General features: G+C 65.1%; 12 protein-coding genes and 8 pseudogenes. 5 read left to right on the top strand and 15 right to left on the bottom strand.

The window, feature by feature from the left end; translation table 11 throughout:
* Positions 1 to 51: 51 nt before the first annotated feature.
* A complete protein-coding gene (locus ACFQS4_RS00100) occupies positions 52 to 801 on the top strand; it encodes a hypothetical protein (RefSeq protein WP_497902064.1) in 750 nt (249 codons plus the stop codon).
* A 98-nt stretch (positions 802 to 899) separates the two neighbouring features.
* Here ACFQS4_RS00100 and ACFQS4_RS00095 read toward each other — a convergent pair whose 3' ends face one another.
* Positions 900 to 1,301 (bottom strand): hypothetical protein, encoded by a 402-nt coding sequence (locus ACFQS4_RS00095; RefSeq protein ID WP_497902063.1) that lies wholly within the window; start codon positions 1,299 to 1,301, stop codon positions 900 to 902.
* Between the two features lie 320 nt (positions 1,302 to 1,621).
* On the opposite strand from ACFQS4_RS00095, the gene ACFQS4_RS00090 reads away from it, so the two are divergent.
* Positions 1,622 to 3,148 (top strand): DUF7289 family protein, encoded by a 1,527-nt coding sequence (locus tag ACFQS4_RS00090; protein ID WP_497902062.1) that lies wholly within the window; start codon positions 1,622 to 1,624, stop codon positions 3,146 to 3,148.
* Positions 3,149 to 3,191: 43 nt separating this feature from the next.
* Here ACFQS4_RS00090 and ACFQS4_RS00085 read toward each other — a convergent pair whose 3' ends face one another.
* The 3 genes from ACFQS4_RS00085 to ACFQS4_RS00075 form a co-directional block, all read right to left on the bottom strand.
* Entirely contained in the window at positions 3,192 to 4,196 is a 1,005-nt protein-coding gene (locus tag ACFQS4_RS00085) for an ornithine cyclodeaminase family protein (protein WP_497902061.1), read from the bottom strand.
* Positions 4,197 to 4,239: 43 nt separating this feature from the next.
* Positions 4,240 to 4,455: a DUF8015 family protein gene (locus ACFQS4_RS00080; RefSeq protein WP_254157053.1), complete on the bottom strand. Its 216-nt coding sequence runs from the start codon at positions 4,453 to 4,455 to the stop codon at positions 4,240 to 4,242.
* 280 nt (positions 4,456 to 4,735) lie between these two features.
* Complete coding sequence (locus ACFQS4_RS00075) at positions 4,736 to 5,284, bottom strand: DUF3054 domain-containing protein (protein WP_500191659.1); 549 nt, start codon at positions 5,282 to 5,284, stop codon at positions 4,736 to 4,738.
* Between the two features lie 48 nt (positions 5,285 to 5,332).
* Here ACFQS4_RS00075 and ACFQS4_RS00070 point away from each other — a divergent pair, with 48 nt between their 5' ends.
* The gene (locus ACFQS4_RS00070; RefSeq protein ID WP_497902059.1) at positions 5,333 to 6,046 is read left to right on the top strand and encodes a J domain-containing protein; all 714 of its coding nucleotides are present in this window, start codon (positions 5,333 to 5,335) and stop codon (positions 6,044 to 6,046) included.
* A gap of 3 nt (positions 6,047 to 6,049) precedes the next feature.
* On the opposite strand, the pseudogene ACFQS4_RS00065 reads toward ACFQS4_RS00070, so the two are convergent.
* The 8 genes and pseudogenes from ACFQS4_RS00065 to ACFQS4_RS00030 all read right to left on the bottom strand — a co-directional run bounded on the left by ACFQS4_RS00065 (position 6,050) and on the right by ACFQS4_RS00030 (position 11,586).
* Positions 6,050 to 6,669 (bottom strand): annotated as a pseudogene (locus ACFQS4_RS00065) (toll/interleukin-1 receptor domain-containing protein).
* An 8-nt stretch (positions 6,670 to 6,677) separates the two neighbouring features.
* Positions 6,678 to 7,148: a DUF8159 domain-containing protein gene (locus ACFQS4_RS00060; protein WP_500191510.1), complete on the bottom strand. Its 471-nt coding sequence runs from the start codon at positions 7,146 to 7,148 to the stop codon at positions 6,678 to 6,680.
* 151 nt (positions 7,149 to 7,299) lie between these two features.
* Positions 7,300 to 7,943: pseudogene (tpiA, locus tag ACFQS4_RS00055) on the bottom strand (triose-phosphate isomerase).
* A gap of 31 nt (positions 7,944 to 7,974) precedes the next feature.
* A pseudogene (locus ACFQS4_RS00050) lies at positions 7,975 to 9,311 on the bottom strand (ABC transporter ATP-binding protein).
* Between the two features lie 6 nt (positions 9,312 to 9,317).
* A complete protein-coding gene (locus tag ACFQS4_RS00045) occupies positions 9,318 to 10,358 on the bottom strand; it encodes an ABC transporter ATP-binding protein (RefSeq protein WP_497902056.1) in 1,041 nt (346 codons plus the stop codon).
* Positions 10,351 to 10,758 (bottom strand): annotated as a pseudogene (locus tag ACFQS4_RS00040) (ABC transporter permease); the annotation flags it as partial. The pseudogene ACFQS4_RS00040 and the gene ACFQS4_RS00045, both read right to left, overlap by 8 nt.
* A 43-nt stretch (positions 10,759 to 10,801) precedes the next feature.
* Positions 10,802 to 11,221, bottom strand: a complete 420-nt coding sequence (locus ACFQS4_RS00035; protein WP_500191507.1) for a hypothetical protein — start codon at positions 11,219 to 11,221, stop codon at positions 10,802 to 10,804.
* The gene (locus tag ACFQS4_RS00030) at positions 11,218 to 11,586 is read right to left on the bottom strand and encodes a hypothetical protein (protein WP_500191504.1); all 369 of its coding nucleotides are present in this window, start codon (positions 11,584 to 11,586) and stop codon (positions 11,218 to 11,220) included. The genes ACFQS4_RS00035 and ACFQS4_RS00030 overlap by 4 nt, the downstream gene beginning before the upstream one ends.
* Positions 11,587 to 11,745: 159 nt before the next feature.
* Here ACFQS4_RS00030 and ACFQS4_RS00025 point away from each other — a divergent pair, with 159 nt between their 5' ends.
* Positions 11,746 to 12,720 (top strand): ABC transporter permease, encoded by a 975-nt coding sequence (locus ACFQS4_RS00025; RefSeq protein WP_500191502.1) that lies wholly within the window; start codon positions 11,746 to 11,748, stop codon positions 12,718 to 12,720.
* A gap of 39 nt (positions 12,721 to 12,759) precedes the next feature.
* Here the strand turns inward: ACFQS4_RS00025 and ACFQS4_RS00020 are convergent.
* Positions 12,760 to 13,246, bottom strand: a pseudogene (locus tag ACFQS4_RS00020) (multiprotein bridging factor aMBF1).
* On the opposite strand from ACFQS4_RS00020, the pseudogene ACFQS4_RS00015 reads away from it, so the two are divergent.
* A pseudogene (locus ACFQS4_RS00015) lies at positions 13,227 to 13,289 on the top strand (DUF8138 family protein); the annotation flags it as partial. The pseudogenes ACFQS4_RS00020 and ACFQS4_RS00015 sit on opposite strands and share 20 nt — an antisense overlap.
* 114 nt (positions 13,290 to 13,403) lie before the next feature.
* On the opposite strand, the pseudogene ACFQS4_RS00010 reads toward ACFQS4_RS00015, so the two are convergent.
* Positions 13,404 to 14,017 (bottom strand): annotated as a pseudogene (locus ACFQS4_RS00010) (CDP-alcohol phosphatidyltransferase family protein).
* A pseudogene (locus ACFQS4_RS00005) lies at positions 14,014 to 14,524 on the bottom strand (adenylate kinase family protein). The pseudogenes ACFQS4_RS00010 and ACFQS4_RS00005 overlap by 4 nt, the downstream one beginning before the upstream one ends.
* Positions 14,525 to 14,679: the final 155 nt, after the last annotated feature.

The following is a 14,679-nucleotide window of genomic DNA, read 5'->3' as shown; positions in this document are numbered from 1 at the left end:
CGGCGCTTTTGTAATCGCGGTGAGTAGGTCGGGTATGGAAACGCTGGCTGCGTGTTTCGAACGCGAACGACGGAGCGAGCGGCGGCACTCGAGGACGCAACCGGTCGAACGTACGACGCCCACTGGCTTCGTACCTCGGCGTGGAAGGCCGGGAACTTTCTGCGCCACACGGGCGTTCGCCGGGGCGTCACCGTCGGCGTCGTCGGATCGGGTCCGCTCGCGCTACTCTCGTTTTTCGGGACAGCGCTGCTCGAGTCCCGGACCAGGTTCGATCCGCCCCACGACCTGGGAGGGAGCGAGGATCTGCGAACGCTCGTCGCGCCGGTTAGCGACCTCGGGGAATACGCCCTCCCCGAAGGTGCTCAGCGAGTCGGTTACGGCGAGCGCCCCGACGATCCAGGAGTCCGTCACCTCGAGAGTGGTCTCTGGAGCGAGAACCCATCGTTTCCGCCGCTCGAGATCGATCCCGGGACGCCGTTGCTCGTCGACGGCCGGCGCAGGTACAGTCATCTGACGGTACTCGAGACGGCTACCGATGTCGTCGACGAGTGGGGGCTCGAGACTGGCGATCGGGTGGCGCTGCGGGCGCCTCTTTCGGATCCGCGAGCGGTCGTCGGGGGCGTCGTCGCGCCGCTGCTCGTGGATGCGGTCACCGTGCTCTCCGATTCGGATTCGGATTCGGATTCAGAGCCTCCGGTCGACGACGTCGATACGGACGTCGACTTCGTCGTTACGACCGAAGACGACCGCTCTCGCACAGCTGGCCCGGTACGGTCACTCTCTGCGATCCAACTCGAGTAGACGGCGTTCGATATTCTCGACCGTTCGAGCACTCGAGCGCTCGACTGTTCTGCGTGGTTGGTTGAGTCGATCGTATCCGCCCTGGTCGACGTCAGCCGTCAGCCGTCGGTCGGCGGGACGTACCGCTCGGCCGGCGTTCGTTCGCGACTGAACGCGGTCGACGCGAACACGAGCGCCAGCACGCTACACGAGCCACCGAGAACACCCACGACTAACGCGAAGGTCCCCGACGCGATCAGCGCCAGGACGAGTAACATCGGAGCGAGCGTCCCGACCGCTAGCCCAAGGACGAGTCGAAACGCACTGCGCATTCCGAGATTCCCTCTGAGGAACGCGAGGAGGCCCCCGTAAATCGACACCGGGCCGGCCAGCAGGACGAGGCCGGCCAGCAGGAGGCGGACGGTCGGGGCGAACAAGGCGAGTCCGCCGGCGACGACGAGTACCATCGCTCCCGCCAGTCGACGTGAACGGTCGCCGCTTCCCGTCTCACCTCGAGCCACGTCCCGTCGGTCGTCGAATGCGTTCCTAACCGTTTCGATTCGTGGCCCGACGAACCTGGTCGGACACTGACCTCGAGGCTCGGATAGAGCGATGAGACGATAATTGATTTCGAGAACGCGGATACACTATGCTCGAGGACACCCACAACATTTATGTCCAGGAACTGGAACGTATGGGAAACATCATTATCGGTGACGGTCATGAATGCGTGTATGACTCAATTGCTCCATCAGCTCCGGGGGGAGGGAGGGAGCACGCCGGGCGGTCCGTGGGGACGGCGAAACCGCGATCAACGTAGCGTTCTATCGCGAGGCACGCGATGATCGACCGCGCCGACCGAGGGCTAACGCCGGTACTCGCCCTGACGATCATCATCGGCATGGTCGCCGTCGCCAGCATCGGCATCGTCCTCGTGGGAACCGGGGCCCTCACGACGTCGTCGGACCAGCTCGAGGACGAACGCGTCGAACAGTCGTTCGTCAACCTCGGCTCGGAACTGAACACGGTCGCCGCCTCGAGCGACGACACGCGGTCGGTCGCGCTCGGCCTGGCAGACGCCAATGGCGGCGTCTCGCTCGTGGAATCGGGCCACATTACGGTGACCGCGTCCGGACTCGAGGACCCCATTATCGACGAACCCATTCGGGCGATCGAGTATCGCGACGGCGAGACGGTCGTCGCCTACGAGGGCGGTGGCGTCTTCCGCGGCACGGGCGCCCAGGCGAGAATCGTCTCCGCGCCACAGGCCGAGTATCGCCAGGACGCCTTCCGGCTGCCGATCACGCGACTCGAAGGCGTCGAATCGGTGTCGAACGACCGGGTTCGTCTCTCGAAAGTGCGGAGCGATCGGCCGAGCCACGATATCCCGAGCGTCGCGGGCCGGTTCGTCACGATCACGATCGAGAGCCCGTACTACGCTGGCTGGGCGGCCCACTACGAGCGACAGGTTGGCGACCAGTACGTGACGGTCGACCACGCGAACCAGACCGTCGCCGTCCTCCTCGGACAACCCGATCCCGACGGGTCCTACGACGGAGCGGTCACCGCCGTCGGGGACGTGCTCGATAACGGCGGGAACCCCTCCGTGAACGGCTCTATCTCGGCGACCGGAAACGTGAGTATCTCTTGCGAGGCGCCTGCCAACTGTACGGGCGGCGAAGAAGTGGACCTTCGGCCGCTCGACGACGACATCGCGTACCTGTTCGAGACGTCGGCGGAGGACGCCCGATCGATCGACGGATCGACCCTCGAGAACGGGACCTACTACGCGGACGAGTTGCTTCGAGACGACGACCTCGAGGTCGATCTGAGCGAGGGGGACGTGACGGTCCTCGTCGACGGGAACATCGGACTCGACAACGCGAAAATCGAGGTCGTCGACGGTGCGGGAACGGATCACGTTGCGAGGGTCTACACGACCGGCGACGTAGCCATGGGAGGCGGTAGTGGCGGCGTCACCGTCGAATCCGACGATCCCCAGCGCTTCCAGCTCTACGGAACCTCGGAGATGAAGTTCGCGATCGGCCAGGGGACGTTCACGGGAACCATCTACGCGCCACGGGACGAACCGGCCGAGGGGACGAACGAACTCGTTGACGAGTACCTGAACAACGCCGACTGCTCGCCCGAGGCCGACTGGGCCGACGTCTGCATCGGAACGGGGAGCGTCGACTTCACGGGATCGATCATTTCGGGGCCAATGTCGATCGCCCAGAACGCGGAGTTGACGTACGATCGGTCGCTTTCGACCGTCGAACCGACGATCGCGATCCCACCGGAGCACCTGCCACCGAAACTCAATCATCTGACGGTCGTCGTCCACGAGGTAGCCGTCGAGAGCGAGTGACGAGTAACCGGTCGTTCGCTCGACCGCTCTCTCGCCGTTTGTTTCAGGAACGTCGCCCAGTCAGCGCTTCGCTCGCGGGTGCGAACGAAATGGTCGACCCAAGTCCCTCCTCCGTCGCCCGTTCGTACAGCATCGCCGCGGCCGCGACGGTTTCGATCCCGGTCCCTCCACTGTCGAACACCGTGATCTCGTCGTCACTCGTTCGCCCAGACGCCTCGCCAACCACGATGTCGCCCAGTTCGGCGTGAACGTGATCTTCGGCTATCGCGCCGGCCTCGAGCGCCGCGAGAAACGAGCCTGCGTCGTAGGTCGCCCGGTCCCGAAGGTCGGGAACGTAGGTGGCCCGTTCGATCGTCTCCACGTCGAGTTCGCGCTTCTTCGGGTGATACTGCCCCATCGCCGTAACGTGGGTTCCGGGCTCGAGCAGCGAGCCGTCGAAGACGGGTTCGCTCGCCGTCGTCGCGGTGATCACGACGTCGGCACCCTCGACGGCGGCGGCGCTCGAGTCGACGGCCGTGACGCTGGCGGCGAGCTTGTCGTCGAACTCGGCAGCGAACGCCTCCCGATTGGACGCCGTCGGCGAGAAGACGCGAACAGTCTCGAAATCGCGAACGGTCGCCGTCGTGTGGACCTGTCCGCGTGCCTGCGGGCCAGTGCCGATCACGGCGAGCGTGGTGGCGTCCTGGCGAGCGAGTTCGTCGACGGCGACCGCGCCGGCGGCGCCGGTCTTGAAGGGGTTCATGTGGGCGCCGTCGAGCAGGGCGATCGGTTCACCGCTGTCGGCGTCGAACAGCGGCGTGACGAACCAGGCGTCGCCCGATCCGAACCCGGCGCTGTACATGTAGCCTCCCATCGCGCCGGTTTCCGGAAGGACGGCGGAGTAGGTCGTCAGGAGCCCACCTGGGTCGGCGCGAAAGAGTTTGGTTCGGGGTTTGGCGGATGCGCCGGCGCCGCGCTGGCGGTAGCCGTCTCGAACGGCAGTAACGTAGTCTGCGGGCGAGGCGAGGCCGACCGTCTCTTCGCTGGTGAGAAACAGGACGTCGGTCATACTCCCACGAGGAGACTGAGAGATAAAAACCGCGTGGCTGGGGTTACTCGGAGTTGACTCTGGGGCGCGTGGCTGGGGCGTCCTCGACGGAATCGACGGGACCGTTGACGAACATCGCGTGACCGATGACGCCGATTGCGACGGTAGCGCTAATCGGGACCGCAGCCGTCAACGAGACGCCGACGACGGTCAGGGCAGCGGTGATACCGAGCAGTGCGACCGGGATAAGTCCGAGAACAATGTCATAATAGCCAGCCATAATCTATTACATTCTATGAGGAATAGGCATATAAGCGTTTCCCATAATTAGCCGATATTGAATTTGTCCCTGATTCAGATAGAGGGGGGATTATCCTCGTAACTTATCGAGTGGTTCCAATCGGCAAAAGTGGCCTGGGTCGAAATCCCCTCTCAAAACCGATATTATCGAGCTCAGTGCACACTCGAGCCGTGAACGGCCGGTTTTAAATCGTCGATCGCTTCGACAAACGATTTGATCCGGGTCGACCTGCACTCGAGGCCCTCGTTTCTGACCGGGGTCACTCGAGCCAGCCCGCATTACGGAGCCCCACCGAGAGCCCGATGCGCCAGATTCCGAGCACGAGCAGCCCAATGGCGGTGATGACGACGTTGAACGCCCACAGCGCATTGCCGTCGAAGAACGGCGACGAGCGAAGAATGAGGCCGACGTTCGCCCCGCCGAGCCACGCGACGGTGGTGACCACGGCGGCGGTCTTCGTCGACGCGATCGCACGTCGAGCGTACGCGCCAGCCAGGAGGGCGACGACCGTCCAGCCGACGAGAAACGGCAAGGCGGTCTCGAGGGCGGCTCCCGGTTCGCTTGCGATCGGCAGGCCGTGCTGGCGTCGGCCGGTCATCATGATCGCCGTGATGAGGGCGAGGTCGACCGCCCCGACTGCGCGATAGCTCGCTGTCCAGGACGATCGGTATCGAAGACGGTAGGTAGCGCTCCCATGTTCATCGGTCCGAGCGGAGCCCGTATTGGTGTCACGGTTTCTGGACCTGGCGTCGCTATCGCTGGGTTCGCTCGGTAACGCCCGTCGCTCTCGAACCGTCCGTCGTGCGATTCAGGAGATGACTACAATAATATAGTTCGAATACAAACGATGTGACAGATGGCTGTGGTCGACCAACGCCGTGAACGGTGTGATGGGTGTGGACGGGCCGTCGCGCTCGAGAACCTGACCACCGTGACGATGCCGGACGGAGAACGGCTGGCGTGCTGCCCGACGTGTGCGCCCCACGCCCGCGAGGCCGCCCGGAAACTCGAGTCGATCGACCGACCGCGCGGGACGTGCGATGGCTGCCACTCGAGCGTTTCGCGAAACGATCTCGAGGACGTCGTTTTACCCGACGGAACGGTGATCACGTGCTGTCCCGACTGTCTCGAGGAGGTTCCCGGTCACGGGGATGCGGGAAGCTCCAGGTCGGGAAGCTTTACGGCGGAAAGTTCCGAGGCGGAGGACGGCAATGGGGCCGCACCCGCCGACGAAGCGACGGAGACGACCCACCTCGCGACCCGTCGAACGCTCTGTAGCCAGTGTCACGAGTACGTCGACGAAGAGCTCTATCACGTGACGACGATCGACGGCCGGACCGAGGAGATGTGTCCGGACTGCAAGGCGCTGGCCGAGGAGAAAAGGGTCGTCAGCAGCGTCGAGATGCGCGAGTCTGAGGCGCGGGAGATCCTTCGTGTCGACGACGACGCGACGAGTCAGGAGCTTCGCGAGGCATTCTTGACCCAGATCAAACACGCCCACCCGGACAAGAAGAGCGGCAGCGAGTCGGCGTTCAAACTCGTCAAAGAGGCTTACGACCGGCTGAAGTGACTGTCACGCTGTGCGTTCGAGGCCGTCCATACGCCTGACGAACCCGATCGTCGCCGGATCGAAGGCGTAGGCGGCGTCGCAGACCTCGCAGGTGGCCTCGAGTAACTGACCGTGTTCCGAGAGTTTCCAGAGTTTCGTCTGGCCCTGCGTGATGTCAGCGTGACCGGGTGGCCACAGTCCGGAACAGTACACGGGAATCGGACGTACCAGTTGGGGACTGACAGTGCTCCGAGCGGAGAGAGTTCGCTCCGAAGCCGGCAGAGCAGGTTGAAGATCGTGAACGAGAGGTTCTCACGATCGATGGCGACTCCTTCGACGTCGGCGATGAACCCGCCGCGGAACGCCTCCTCGTCGTACAGCGGGAGAACCGGAATGCCCTTCGCGAGCGCGTAGCCGATCTCCTGGTTGACCCAGTTGCTGGTCGCCGACGCCTCAGTGAGTACGGCGACGACGACGTCGCTGTTGGCGAGTCGGCCCTCGAGTCGCTTGCGCGTTCGACCGGATTCGATCTCCTCGAGGGCGATGTGGACGCCGAACGGGAAGTTCTTGACCGTCGAGAACAGTTCCTGCACGAGGTCGAGGTCGACGGGTGCGTGGGAGACGAACACCTGCTCTCCGGTCATCAGTAGCTCTACGGAACCGAAGACAGCAATCCGTAATGAATGTAACTACTTCTTATCCCCGGCGTGAGTAATTGTATCGAGAACGAGGTCCGAAAATTCGAGTTCGAAGAGTTCGTCCCCAGCTGATCGAACCACTCGCGTTCGACTCGCCACGTCCCGCGCCGGTCCCCGTCGGTGGATCGAGAGATTGCCTCGAGCGTTCCTGGCTCCCACTCGCGCTCCTCCGCGACCGTCAGGACGATTCGAACGACGGTACTGACCTCGTGGGTGGTCACGCCCGGTACGTCGTGCACCATTTCGTACTCGAGTCGCGTTCGGTCGTCGGTTCGCTCGAGCGAATTGACGTAGACGCCCTGGCCCATTAGGCGGTTCTCGAGGGTAACCTCGAGTGGGTGCGCGTCGGACGTGTCGTCGGGATTCGAGTTCGCGTTTGCGTTCGCGGGCGAGTGAGAGTGTGAGTTCCGGTCATCGTCGCTCATCGGTGATGCCTCGAGTTCACGTTCGGTGGGGAAAAGGTATCGGGCTCTGGCGGTGCTGTCACTTTGGCTCTCGTCCGTATTTCCGTTCTCGTTCTCGTCCCTGGTCTCGTTGTCGTCTTCATCCTCGTCCCCATTTCGCTTCCATCCCCGCTCACAGCGGCTCGACCAGATCCGCGAGCGCCGCCGCGGGGTCGTCGGCTTTGGCGACGCCGCTGGCGAGCAAGACGCCATTCGAGCCGAGGTCGGCTGCGGCGACGACGTCCTCGCCGGTACTGATCCCCGCGCCACAGAGCACGGTGACGTCCTCGTCGACCCGAGCGGCGGCGTCGACGGCGTCCTCCACGACGTCCGGATCGGCCTGGCTGACCGGCGTCCCGGTGCCGATCAGTTCCGGCGGTTCGACGGCGACGGCGTCGGGGCCGAGCGCCGCGGCCGCCCCGATCTGGGCCGGGTTGTTCGCACAGACGACCGTCTCGAGGCGGCACGTTCGGCCGCCCGGATCGCGCCGTCGACGTCGGCGAGTTTCAGGCGGCGCTCGGAGTGGTTGATCAACGTGCCCACTGCGCCCGCATCCGCGACCGCCTCCGCGAGCGTGTGCCCAGTGTTGCTCCCGTAGTCGATCGGATCGACGTGCTGGGCCCAGGTTTCGACGCCCGTCTCGGCGACTCGCTCGAGGTGGGTCGCCTGCGGGGCGACGGCGATGCGAGCGTCGGTCGTCTCGTCGACGTCACGCGCGGCTTCGGCGACGGCGACGGAGTCACACGGATACGTCTTGAGGTTGATCAGAACGAACATGCTCGAGAGGAGGCCCTCGCGACCAAAATAGTTACCGAGTGGTCGTCGTCTCGAGGTCCGTCTCGGGCTCGCCGGGTACCGACGGATCGTACCGGTGGCAGGCGACCGGTCGGCCCTCTGTGCGGGTCTCGAGCGTCGGCGACTCGCGCTCACAGACGGTTTCGGTCGGTGCCGCGAGGTGGTCTCGAGCCATTACGAGGTCGCCGTCGTCGATGGATTCGACGGTCGCCGTGAGCGCCGCCTCGAGGTCCGGATCCGCGAGTTCCGCGGGCAGATCGAACCTCGATCGAACGGCGTCGTCGGTGGCGGGGACAGACTCGATGGTCGCAGGACCGTTTGTACCGTCCGACTCGGGCCCGGCGACGGCGGCCCGCACGTCGTCCGCGGTCGTCCAGTCGTTCTCGAGCCGAAAGCGGAACCGCACGAGTCCTCGCCACTGGTCACGAGGGATCGTTGCGTCGGCAGGCGGGATGATCGCCGGACACCGGGGATGGAACCGACAGCCGGACGGCGGGTCGGACGCGTCGGGGAGGTCGTCGGTCAGGGACTCGACGCTGGAGCGCGACGCGTTCGGGTTGAGGCTGGGAATCGACGACACGAGCAGTTGCGTGTACGGGTGGCGAGGGTCCTCGAAGACGTCGTCGACCGCCCCGGACTCGACGATTTCGCCGAGGTACATTACCGCCGCCCGGTCGCAGAACCGACGCACGAGCCGACGTCGTGACTGATGAAGACGATCGCGACGTCGAACTCCCGCTGGAGACGTCCCAGCAACTCGAGGACGTCGGCCTTGGTTCGGCCGTCGAGCGCGCTCACCGGCTCGTCGGCGACGAGCAGATCCGGGTTCAACACCAGCGCGCGGGCGATGGCGATGCGCTGTTTTTCCCCGCCGGAGAACTCGTGTGGGTACTGGTCGGCCGCGGCGGCGGAGAGCCCGACGCGCTCGAGCGTGTCCTCGACGACGTGTCGGCGCCGCTGGGAACCGTGCAAGCCGTGGATGCGGAGGGGCTCTTCGACTGACTCGCCGACTGTCCGACGCGGGTTGAGCGCCGAGTCCGGGTCCTGGAGCACGAGCTGTGCGCGTCGGCGAAAGCGACGCAGTTCGTCGTCGTCGTACGCGCGAACGTCGTCGCCGTCGAACCGGACCTCGCCACCGGTCGGCTCCTCGAGACGGAGTACCGACAGCGCGGTCGTGGATTTCCCGCAGCCGGATTCGCCGACGAGCCCGAACGCCTCGCCGGGCTGGACGTCGAAGCTCACGCCGTCGACGGCCCGAACGGTCCCGACCTCGCGCCGAAGGAGCCCCTTGGTGATCGGGTAGTGCTTCTCGAGGTTCCTGACCGAAAGCAACGGATCCGCCTCAGTCATCCTCGGTCACCCCTTCCCCGCTGCGCCGAAATCGGGAACAGTGTCGAGGACCGTTCTCGCATCTTGTCGGTTGCCGTGGTAGATGCACGCCGCACGGTGGTCTTCGACGCCGGCGACCGGTTCGAACGGCGGTTCGTCGGCGCGACACGCCTCGACGGCGTGTGGGCACTCCCGACGGAAGCGACAGCCGTCCGGCGGAGCCGGTTCGTCACCTCCGACAGTATCAGTACGGCGGTCCGGCCCGTCCGCCCTACCCTGCCCCACGAAATTCCGGAACAACGACTGCGTGTAGGGGTGTCCCGGTCGCTCGAGGACGGCCTCGACCGGCCCGCGCTCGACGGCGTTCCCGGCGTACATGACGACGACGCGGTCGGCCAGCGAGGCCACGACCCTGAGATCGTGGGTGACGAGCAACATCGTCAGCGCTCGCTCTCGTCGGAGGTCGTCGATCAGGTCGATGATTCGGGACTGAATCGTGACGTCCAGTGCGGACGTCGGTTCGTCGGCGATGAGCAGGTCGGGCTCGGTGGCCAGGGCGATGGCGATCAGGACGCGCTGGCGCATGCCGTCGGAGAATTCGTGGGGATACGCGTCGAGTCGCTCCGCCGGTCGCGAGAGGCCGACGGTCTGCAGCAGGTCGATCGCTCGCTCTCGCGCGATCTCGTCGCTGACGTCTCGGTGGAACGTGATCGCCTCGACGAGCTGATCGCCAACGGTGTACACCGGATCCAGCGCGTTCTGGGCGTTCTGAAAGAGATAGGCGATACGGTTGCCGCGAATCGATCGAAGTCGGCTTTCGTCGGCCGAGAGCAACTCCTCGCCCTCGAACGTCACGGATCCGGAGACGTCGACCTGCGAACTCGAGACCAGACCAGTGATCGAATCACAGGTCAGCGTCTTCCCGCTCCCGCTCTCGCCGACGAGGCAGACGGTTTCGCCGGGCTGGACGTCGAAGCTCACCCCGTCGACGGCCCGAATGGGACCGTCGGCGGTCGCGATGTGAGCGTGCAGGTCGTCGACGGAGAGCAGTGGATCTGTGTCAGTCATGAGTCCCCCGTGGATCGAGCGCGTCTCGCAGTCCGTCGCCGGCCACCTTGAACGCCGCGACCGTCAGTCCCAGGGCGATGGCGGGGAACGTCGAGACCCACCACGCGTCGAGCGGGGACGCCCTGAACAGCCCCTCGCCCATCGTCATGCCCCACGACTGGAACGTGGCGTGGAACCCGAGGAACGCGAGCGCCGCCTCTGTCAGGACGAGCACGGCCATCAGGTGGAACGCCGCCGGGATCACGCTATTGGTAATGTTCGGCAGGACGTGTCGTCGCAGGACGTACGGCCTCGAGGCCCCGAGCACTCGAGCGGCGAGGACGTACCCTTCCTCGCGTCGTTGTAGCGTCTCGCTCCGGACGATACGGGCGATCCCGCCCCAGGATAGCAGGCCGAACGCGGCGAGGAGGACGAAAACGAGTCCCCGATGAACAGGTACGCGATCATGTAGATGACGATCGCTGGGATGCTGGCTGGACGTCGACGTAGCTCATCAGGAGGTCGTCGACGGAACCGCCGTAGTACCCCGCGAGGAGACCGACGATCGTCGCCAGCGGCACGATAATGCCGGCCGTGACGAGCACGGCGTAGGCCACAGGTCGAGCGCCGACCACGAGGAGGTCGACCATTTCGTACCCCCAGCGGTCGGTTCCGAGCACGTACTCCCAGCTCCCGTGACACTGCTGTTCGTATATCGTGTCCCCGGTAACCATGCCCACGCAGTCTTTTCCCGTTTCCAGGTAGGAACCGCTGAAGCCGACCGGCGGCTGGAGTTTGTCGGTTCCGGCCGTCCCCGAGTATAACGTCAGCCGGGGCTGGAACCCCGTTATCATCGTGTAGAGCGCGGTAAGAGTGACGATCACGAGAACTGTGAGGGTCGCGACGGTTGCCCACCGTCGTCGAAGTCGAGCGAGGAGTCGCCGCCGCGGGACGGATCGAGGACCATCGGAACGGCGCCGTAGGCGACGATCACGGCCAGGGCGAGCAGTAGCAGCCAATCTTCGGGGCCGACGTACCATCGAGCGACGAGATAGATGCTGTCTCTCCAGCGGTAGTAGAGGTACGCCAGCCCGACGGTAAGGACGCCGATTACAAGCGCGATTCGTTCGGGCGAAAACCGGCGCTTCGACGAGTCGACCCGATTCCAGTCGATTCGCTCGAGCGCCGCGACGTCCGTCTGCCCCGACGGTTCGTCTCTGGCGGATGCGTTCGATCCCGGTTCCGTCATTGCGAGTCGTGCAGGAACCTGTCGCCTCCGCGAATAAGTGTTTCTGTTCCATCACGACCGCAACACTCATATTTCCCTGGCTGGCATGTGTGCAGTACTCGTGATTCGCGACTCCGTCATCACGTCTGGTCCACTCGCAGGTGACCGCCAGTGAGAGTGGTGCGAATTCTGGCTCGGCGTCTGGCACTGGGAGCGATCGCCGCCTGGGCCGTGCTCACGGTGATGTTCGCGCTGTTCGCCGCGACCGAAGACTGGGTGCTCGACAGGCAACTCGCGCTCGCGGCCTACGGCGGTGCCGATCCCGACAAACTCGAGTCCATTCGCCAATCGTACCTCGCGGACCGAGGGCTCGACCGACCGCTCACCGAGCAGTACGTCGACTGGATGAGGAACATGATCACCCTGGAGTGGGGCGATTCCTTCCAGAGCGGCGAGGCAGTGTTTCCGCTGGTCCGCGAGGCCACCCTCGAGACGGCGCTGTACGTCGTCCCGGCGATCGTGCTGGCGACGACGCTCGGGCTGACCGTCGGCGCCTACGCCGCGATGAACGTGCGCTCGATTCGCGGCGACGGAACCATGGGTATCGTGTATCTGCTGTTCGCGATCCCGAACTTCTGGGCCGGCTTCCTCATCCTGAGCGCGTCCGCGACTGCCGCTGCCGCCTTCAGTTGGGGCAGCGAATTCAACTACATCACGGTGACCGAGTTGCCGTTTCTCTACGGGCGGGTCCTCCCGGTCGTCCTGGTTACGACGACCCTGCTCGCTGCCATCGTCAGTTACGCTCGAGCGTACGCTCGCCAGTACTACACCGCGGACCTCACCAAACTCGTTCGCGCGAAAGGCGGTGGGCGGCTCGACGTCGCCAGACACGTGTTGCGAAACGCGGCGATCCCGTTGCTCTCGCTCGTGTTCGCGGAGACGCTCGCATTGCTCGCGATTTCGGTGATCATCATCGAGGCCGTGTTCGGCATCGGCGGGATCGGCTCGCTCTTCTACAACGCCGTCTGGACGCGCGACCTTCCCGTCATGATGGGCGTGACGGTCGTCATCGTCGCCTTCGGCGTCGTCGGCAACGTCGTTCAGGACCTCGCGTACTCGCTGCTCGACCCTCGAGTGGACACCGGGTCGCAGTGAACAACACCGGCGATCGGGAAAATGTTGGTCGGCGCTCGATCAATCCTTTCGCTTGACGACGTCACCAAGCGTGTAACTCCCGCTCGAGGAGCCACCCTCCCAGTCGCTGTCCTCGCTCGACCCGGATCCGCCGGTGAGGCTGATCTCAGGAATCGCTCGAGTTTGCTCTGGACCCGGTCGCTGGGCAGGGTATCCCCGCGCTCGAGTTTGCGGATCAGACTCGCTTTCTCGTTGAGTTCGTTCGCGAGGTCGGACTGGCTGAGGTCTTCTTCTCTCGCCCGCCGGATGCGGTCGTCGTAGTCGGTGACAATCTCGTCCATCTCGTCGAACATGTCTCGGCGACGCGAGCCACCGGACCCCGAGGAGCGACCGCCGCTCGAGGACGTGTCGCTGGACCCCGACCCGGATCCCGATCCAGAGCCCGTCGAGTACTTCGTCGACGTGCTCGAGGATGAGCGGTCTTCACCTCGGTGCCGAAGTCGGTACAGTTCGAACACACGTCCAGCTTCGCGCCTTCGACTTTGATGGTCTTCGGGGACGACGTCTCGGCGCCACACATCTCGCACTGAACCATGGTCGGGTCTAACGCACCACGCGTGATAAAGGGTACGGCGCCAGCGATCCGGACGGGTCGTATCGAACTCGATACCCGCCCCGGACGAGGGGTCGGACCTTGTCAGACGCTACTCGAGCGCGCTCCAGGAGTAGAAGAACCGCTGGAAGGCCGTCAGGTGGCCGACGACGGCGAGGAAGACGAGCAGCCAGCCGACGAGCGAGAGGCCACCGGCGTCGAACGACTCGAGAGGATAGGCGAGGAAGCCGACGATTCCGATGATCGCCAGCCGGTCGGCACGGCCGACGAGCCCGCCGTAGACCCGGTCGAGGCCCACCGCCTGGGCCTGGGTGCCGAGGTAGGAGGTCATGACGACGCCCGTAACCGCCAGGAAGCCCAGCCAGTAGTCGCCGACGCCGGCGGCGAGTCCACCGATGATCACGATGTCGGCGTACCGGTCCAGGACGTGATCGAGCAGGTCCCCCGCGGGGAGGAGACGCCCTGGGCTCGAGCGAGTGCGCCGTCGATGATGTCGAACCAGCCGTTCAGGAAAACGAGGGCCGCGCCGACGGCGTACCAGACGGGGTGGGCGACGCCACCGAGGTAAAACACGAGGCCCGCGGCAATCGCCACGAACCCGGCGATAACGCTCACGCCGTCGGGACTCATTCCGACCCGGTCGAACCCACGGACGAATGGATCCAGGAACCTCGAGATGTACGGTCGGAACTTATCGAGGGTCATGTCAGGTACCCCACGAAGTCGACCTCGCCGACACTCGGCGCTCGTGTGCCCCGGACGACGGCCTCGAGTTCGTCGGCCACCGCGGCGGGCTCGCGGTCCGTGGTGTCGATTTCGTACACGGACTCGAGTCCGTGGCGGTCGACGGCCTCCGAGAGGATGACGTCGAGCGCCTCGCTCTCTGCGTTCTCGCGAGCCTTAGCCGCACTCTCACCGCGCTCTCTCAATCTGTCCTCGAGCACTGTCGGCTCACACCGCAAGACGGCGACGCGATCGGCCGGGGTGATGGGCGAGGTGCGACTCGATCAGGACGTCGTCTCGCTCCGCGAGTCGCTCCTCGAGGGCATCCAGGTCGGCGACCTTGCTGTCGCGCTCTTCGTCGACGGCCGTGTACAGCCCCTCGCGTTCGAGCAGGTCGTTGAGGTGGATCACGTCGTAGTCCTCGAGTCGGTCCTCGTGGCGATCGCCGAGTTGGTGCTCGTGGCGATCACCGAATCGATCCTCGAGGATCGTCGTTGCCGTCGTCTTCCCCGTTCCCGGGGTGCCGGTAACTGCGACTCACGCGCCGTTCACCTCGGTTGGGATTCCGCCGTCAGCGCCGAGTTCGCGCTGGTGCCCTCGGTCCTCGAGCACCTCGTTGAGCGTCTCGACGGCCCGTTCGGTTT

Source organism: Saliphagus sp. GCM10025317 (assembly GCF_042663665.1).
Lineage (GTDB): Archaea > Halobacteriota > Halobacteria > Halobacteriales > Natrialbaceae > Natronosalvus.
Note: the sequence above shows the minus strand (reverse complement) of the source record. Positions and strands in the feature narration are given on the sequence as shown.

Coding starts and splice junctions, on each gene's coding strand:
- ACFQS4_RS00090 (WP_497902062.1), top strand. CDS start 1,622: ATGATCGACCGCGCCGACCGAGGGCTAACGCCGGTACTCGCCCTGACG.
- ACFQS4_RS00085 (WP_497902061.1), bottom strand. CDS start 4,196: ATGACCGACGTCCTGTTTCTCACCAGCGAAGAGACGGTCGGCCTCGCC.
- ACFQS4_RS00080 (WP_254157053.1), bottom strand. CDS start 4,455: ATGGCTGGCTATTATGACATTGTTCTCGGACTTATCCCGGTCGCACTG.
- ACFQS4_RS00070 (WP_497902059.1), top strand. CDS start 5,333: ATGGCTGTGGTCGACCAACGCCGTGAACGGTGTGATGGGTGTGGACGG.
- ACFQS4_RS00060 (WP_500191510.1), bottom strand. CDS start 7,148: ATGAGCGACGATGACCGGAACTCACACTCTCACTCGCCCGCGAACGCA.
- ACFQS4_RS00045 (WP_497902056.1), bottom strand. CDS start 10,358: ATGACTGACACAGATCCACTGCTCTCCGTCGACGACCTGCACGCTCAC.
- ACFQS4_RS00030 (WP_500191504.1), bottom strand. CDS start 11,586: ATGACGGAACCGGGATCGAACGCATCCGCCAGAGACGAACCGTCGGGG.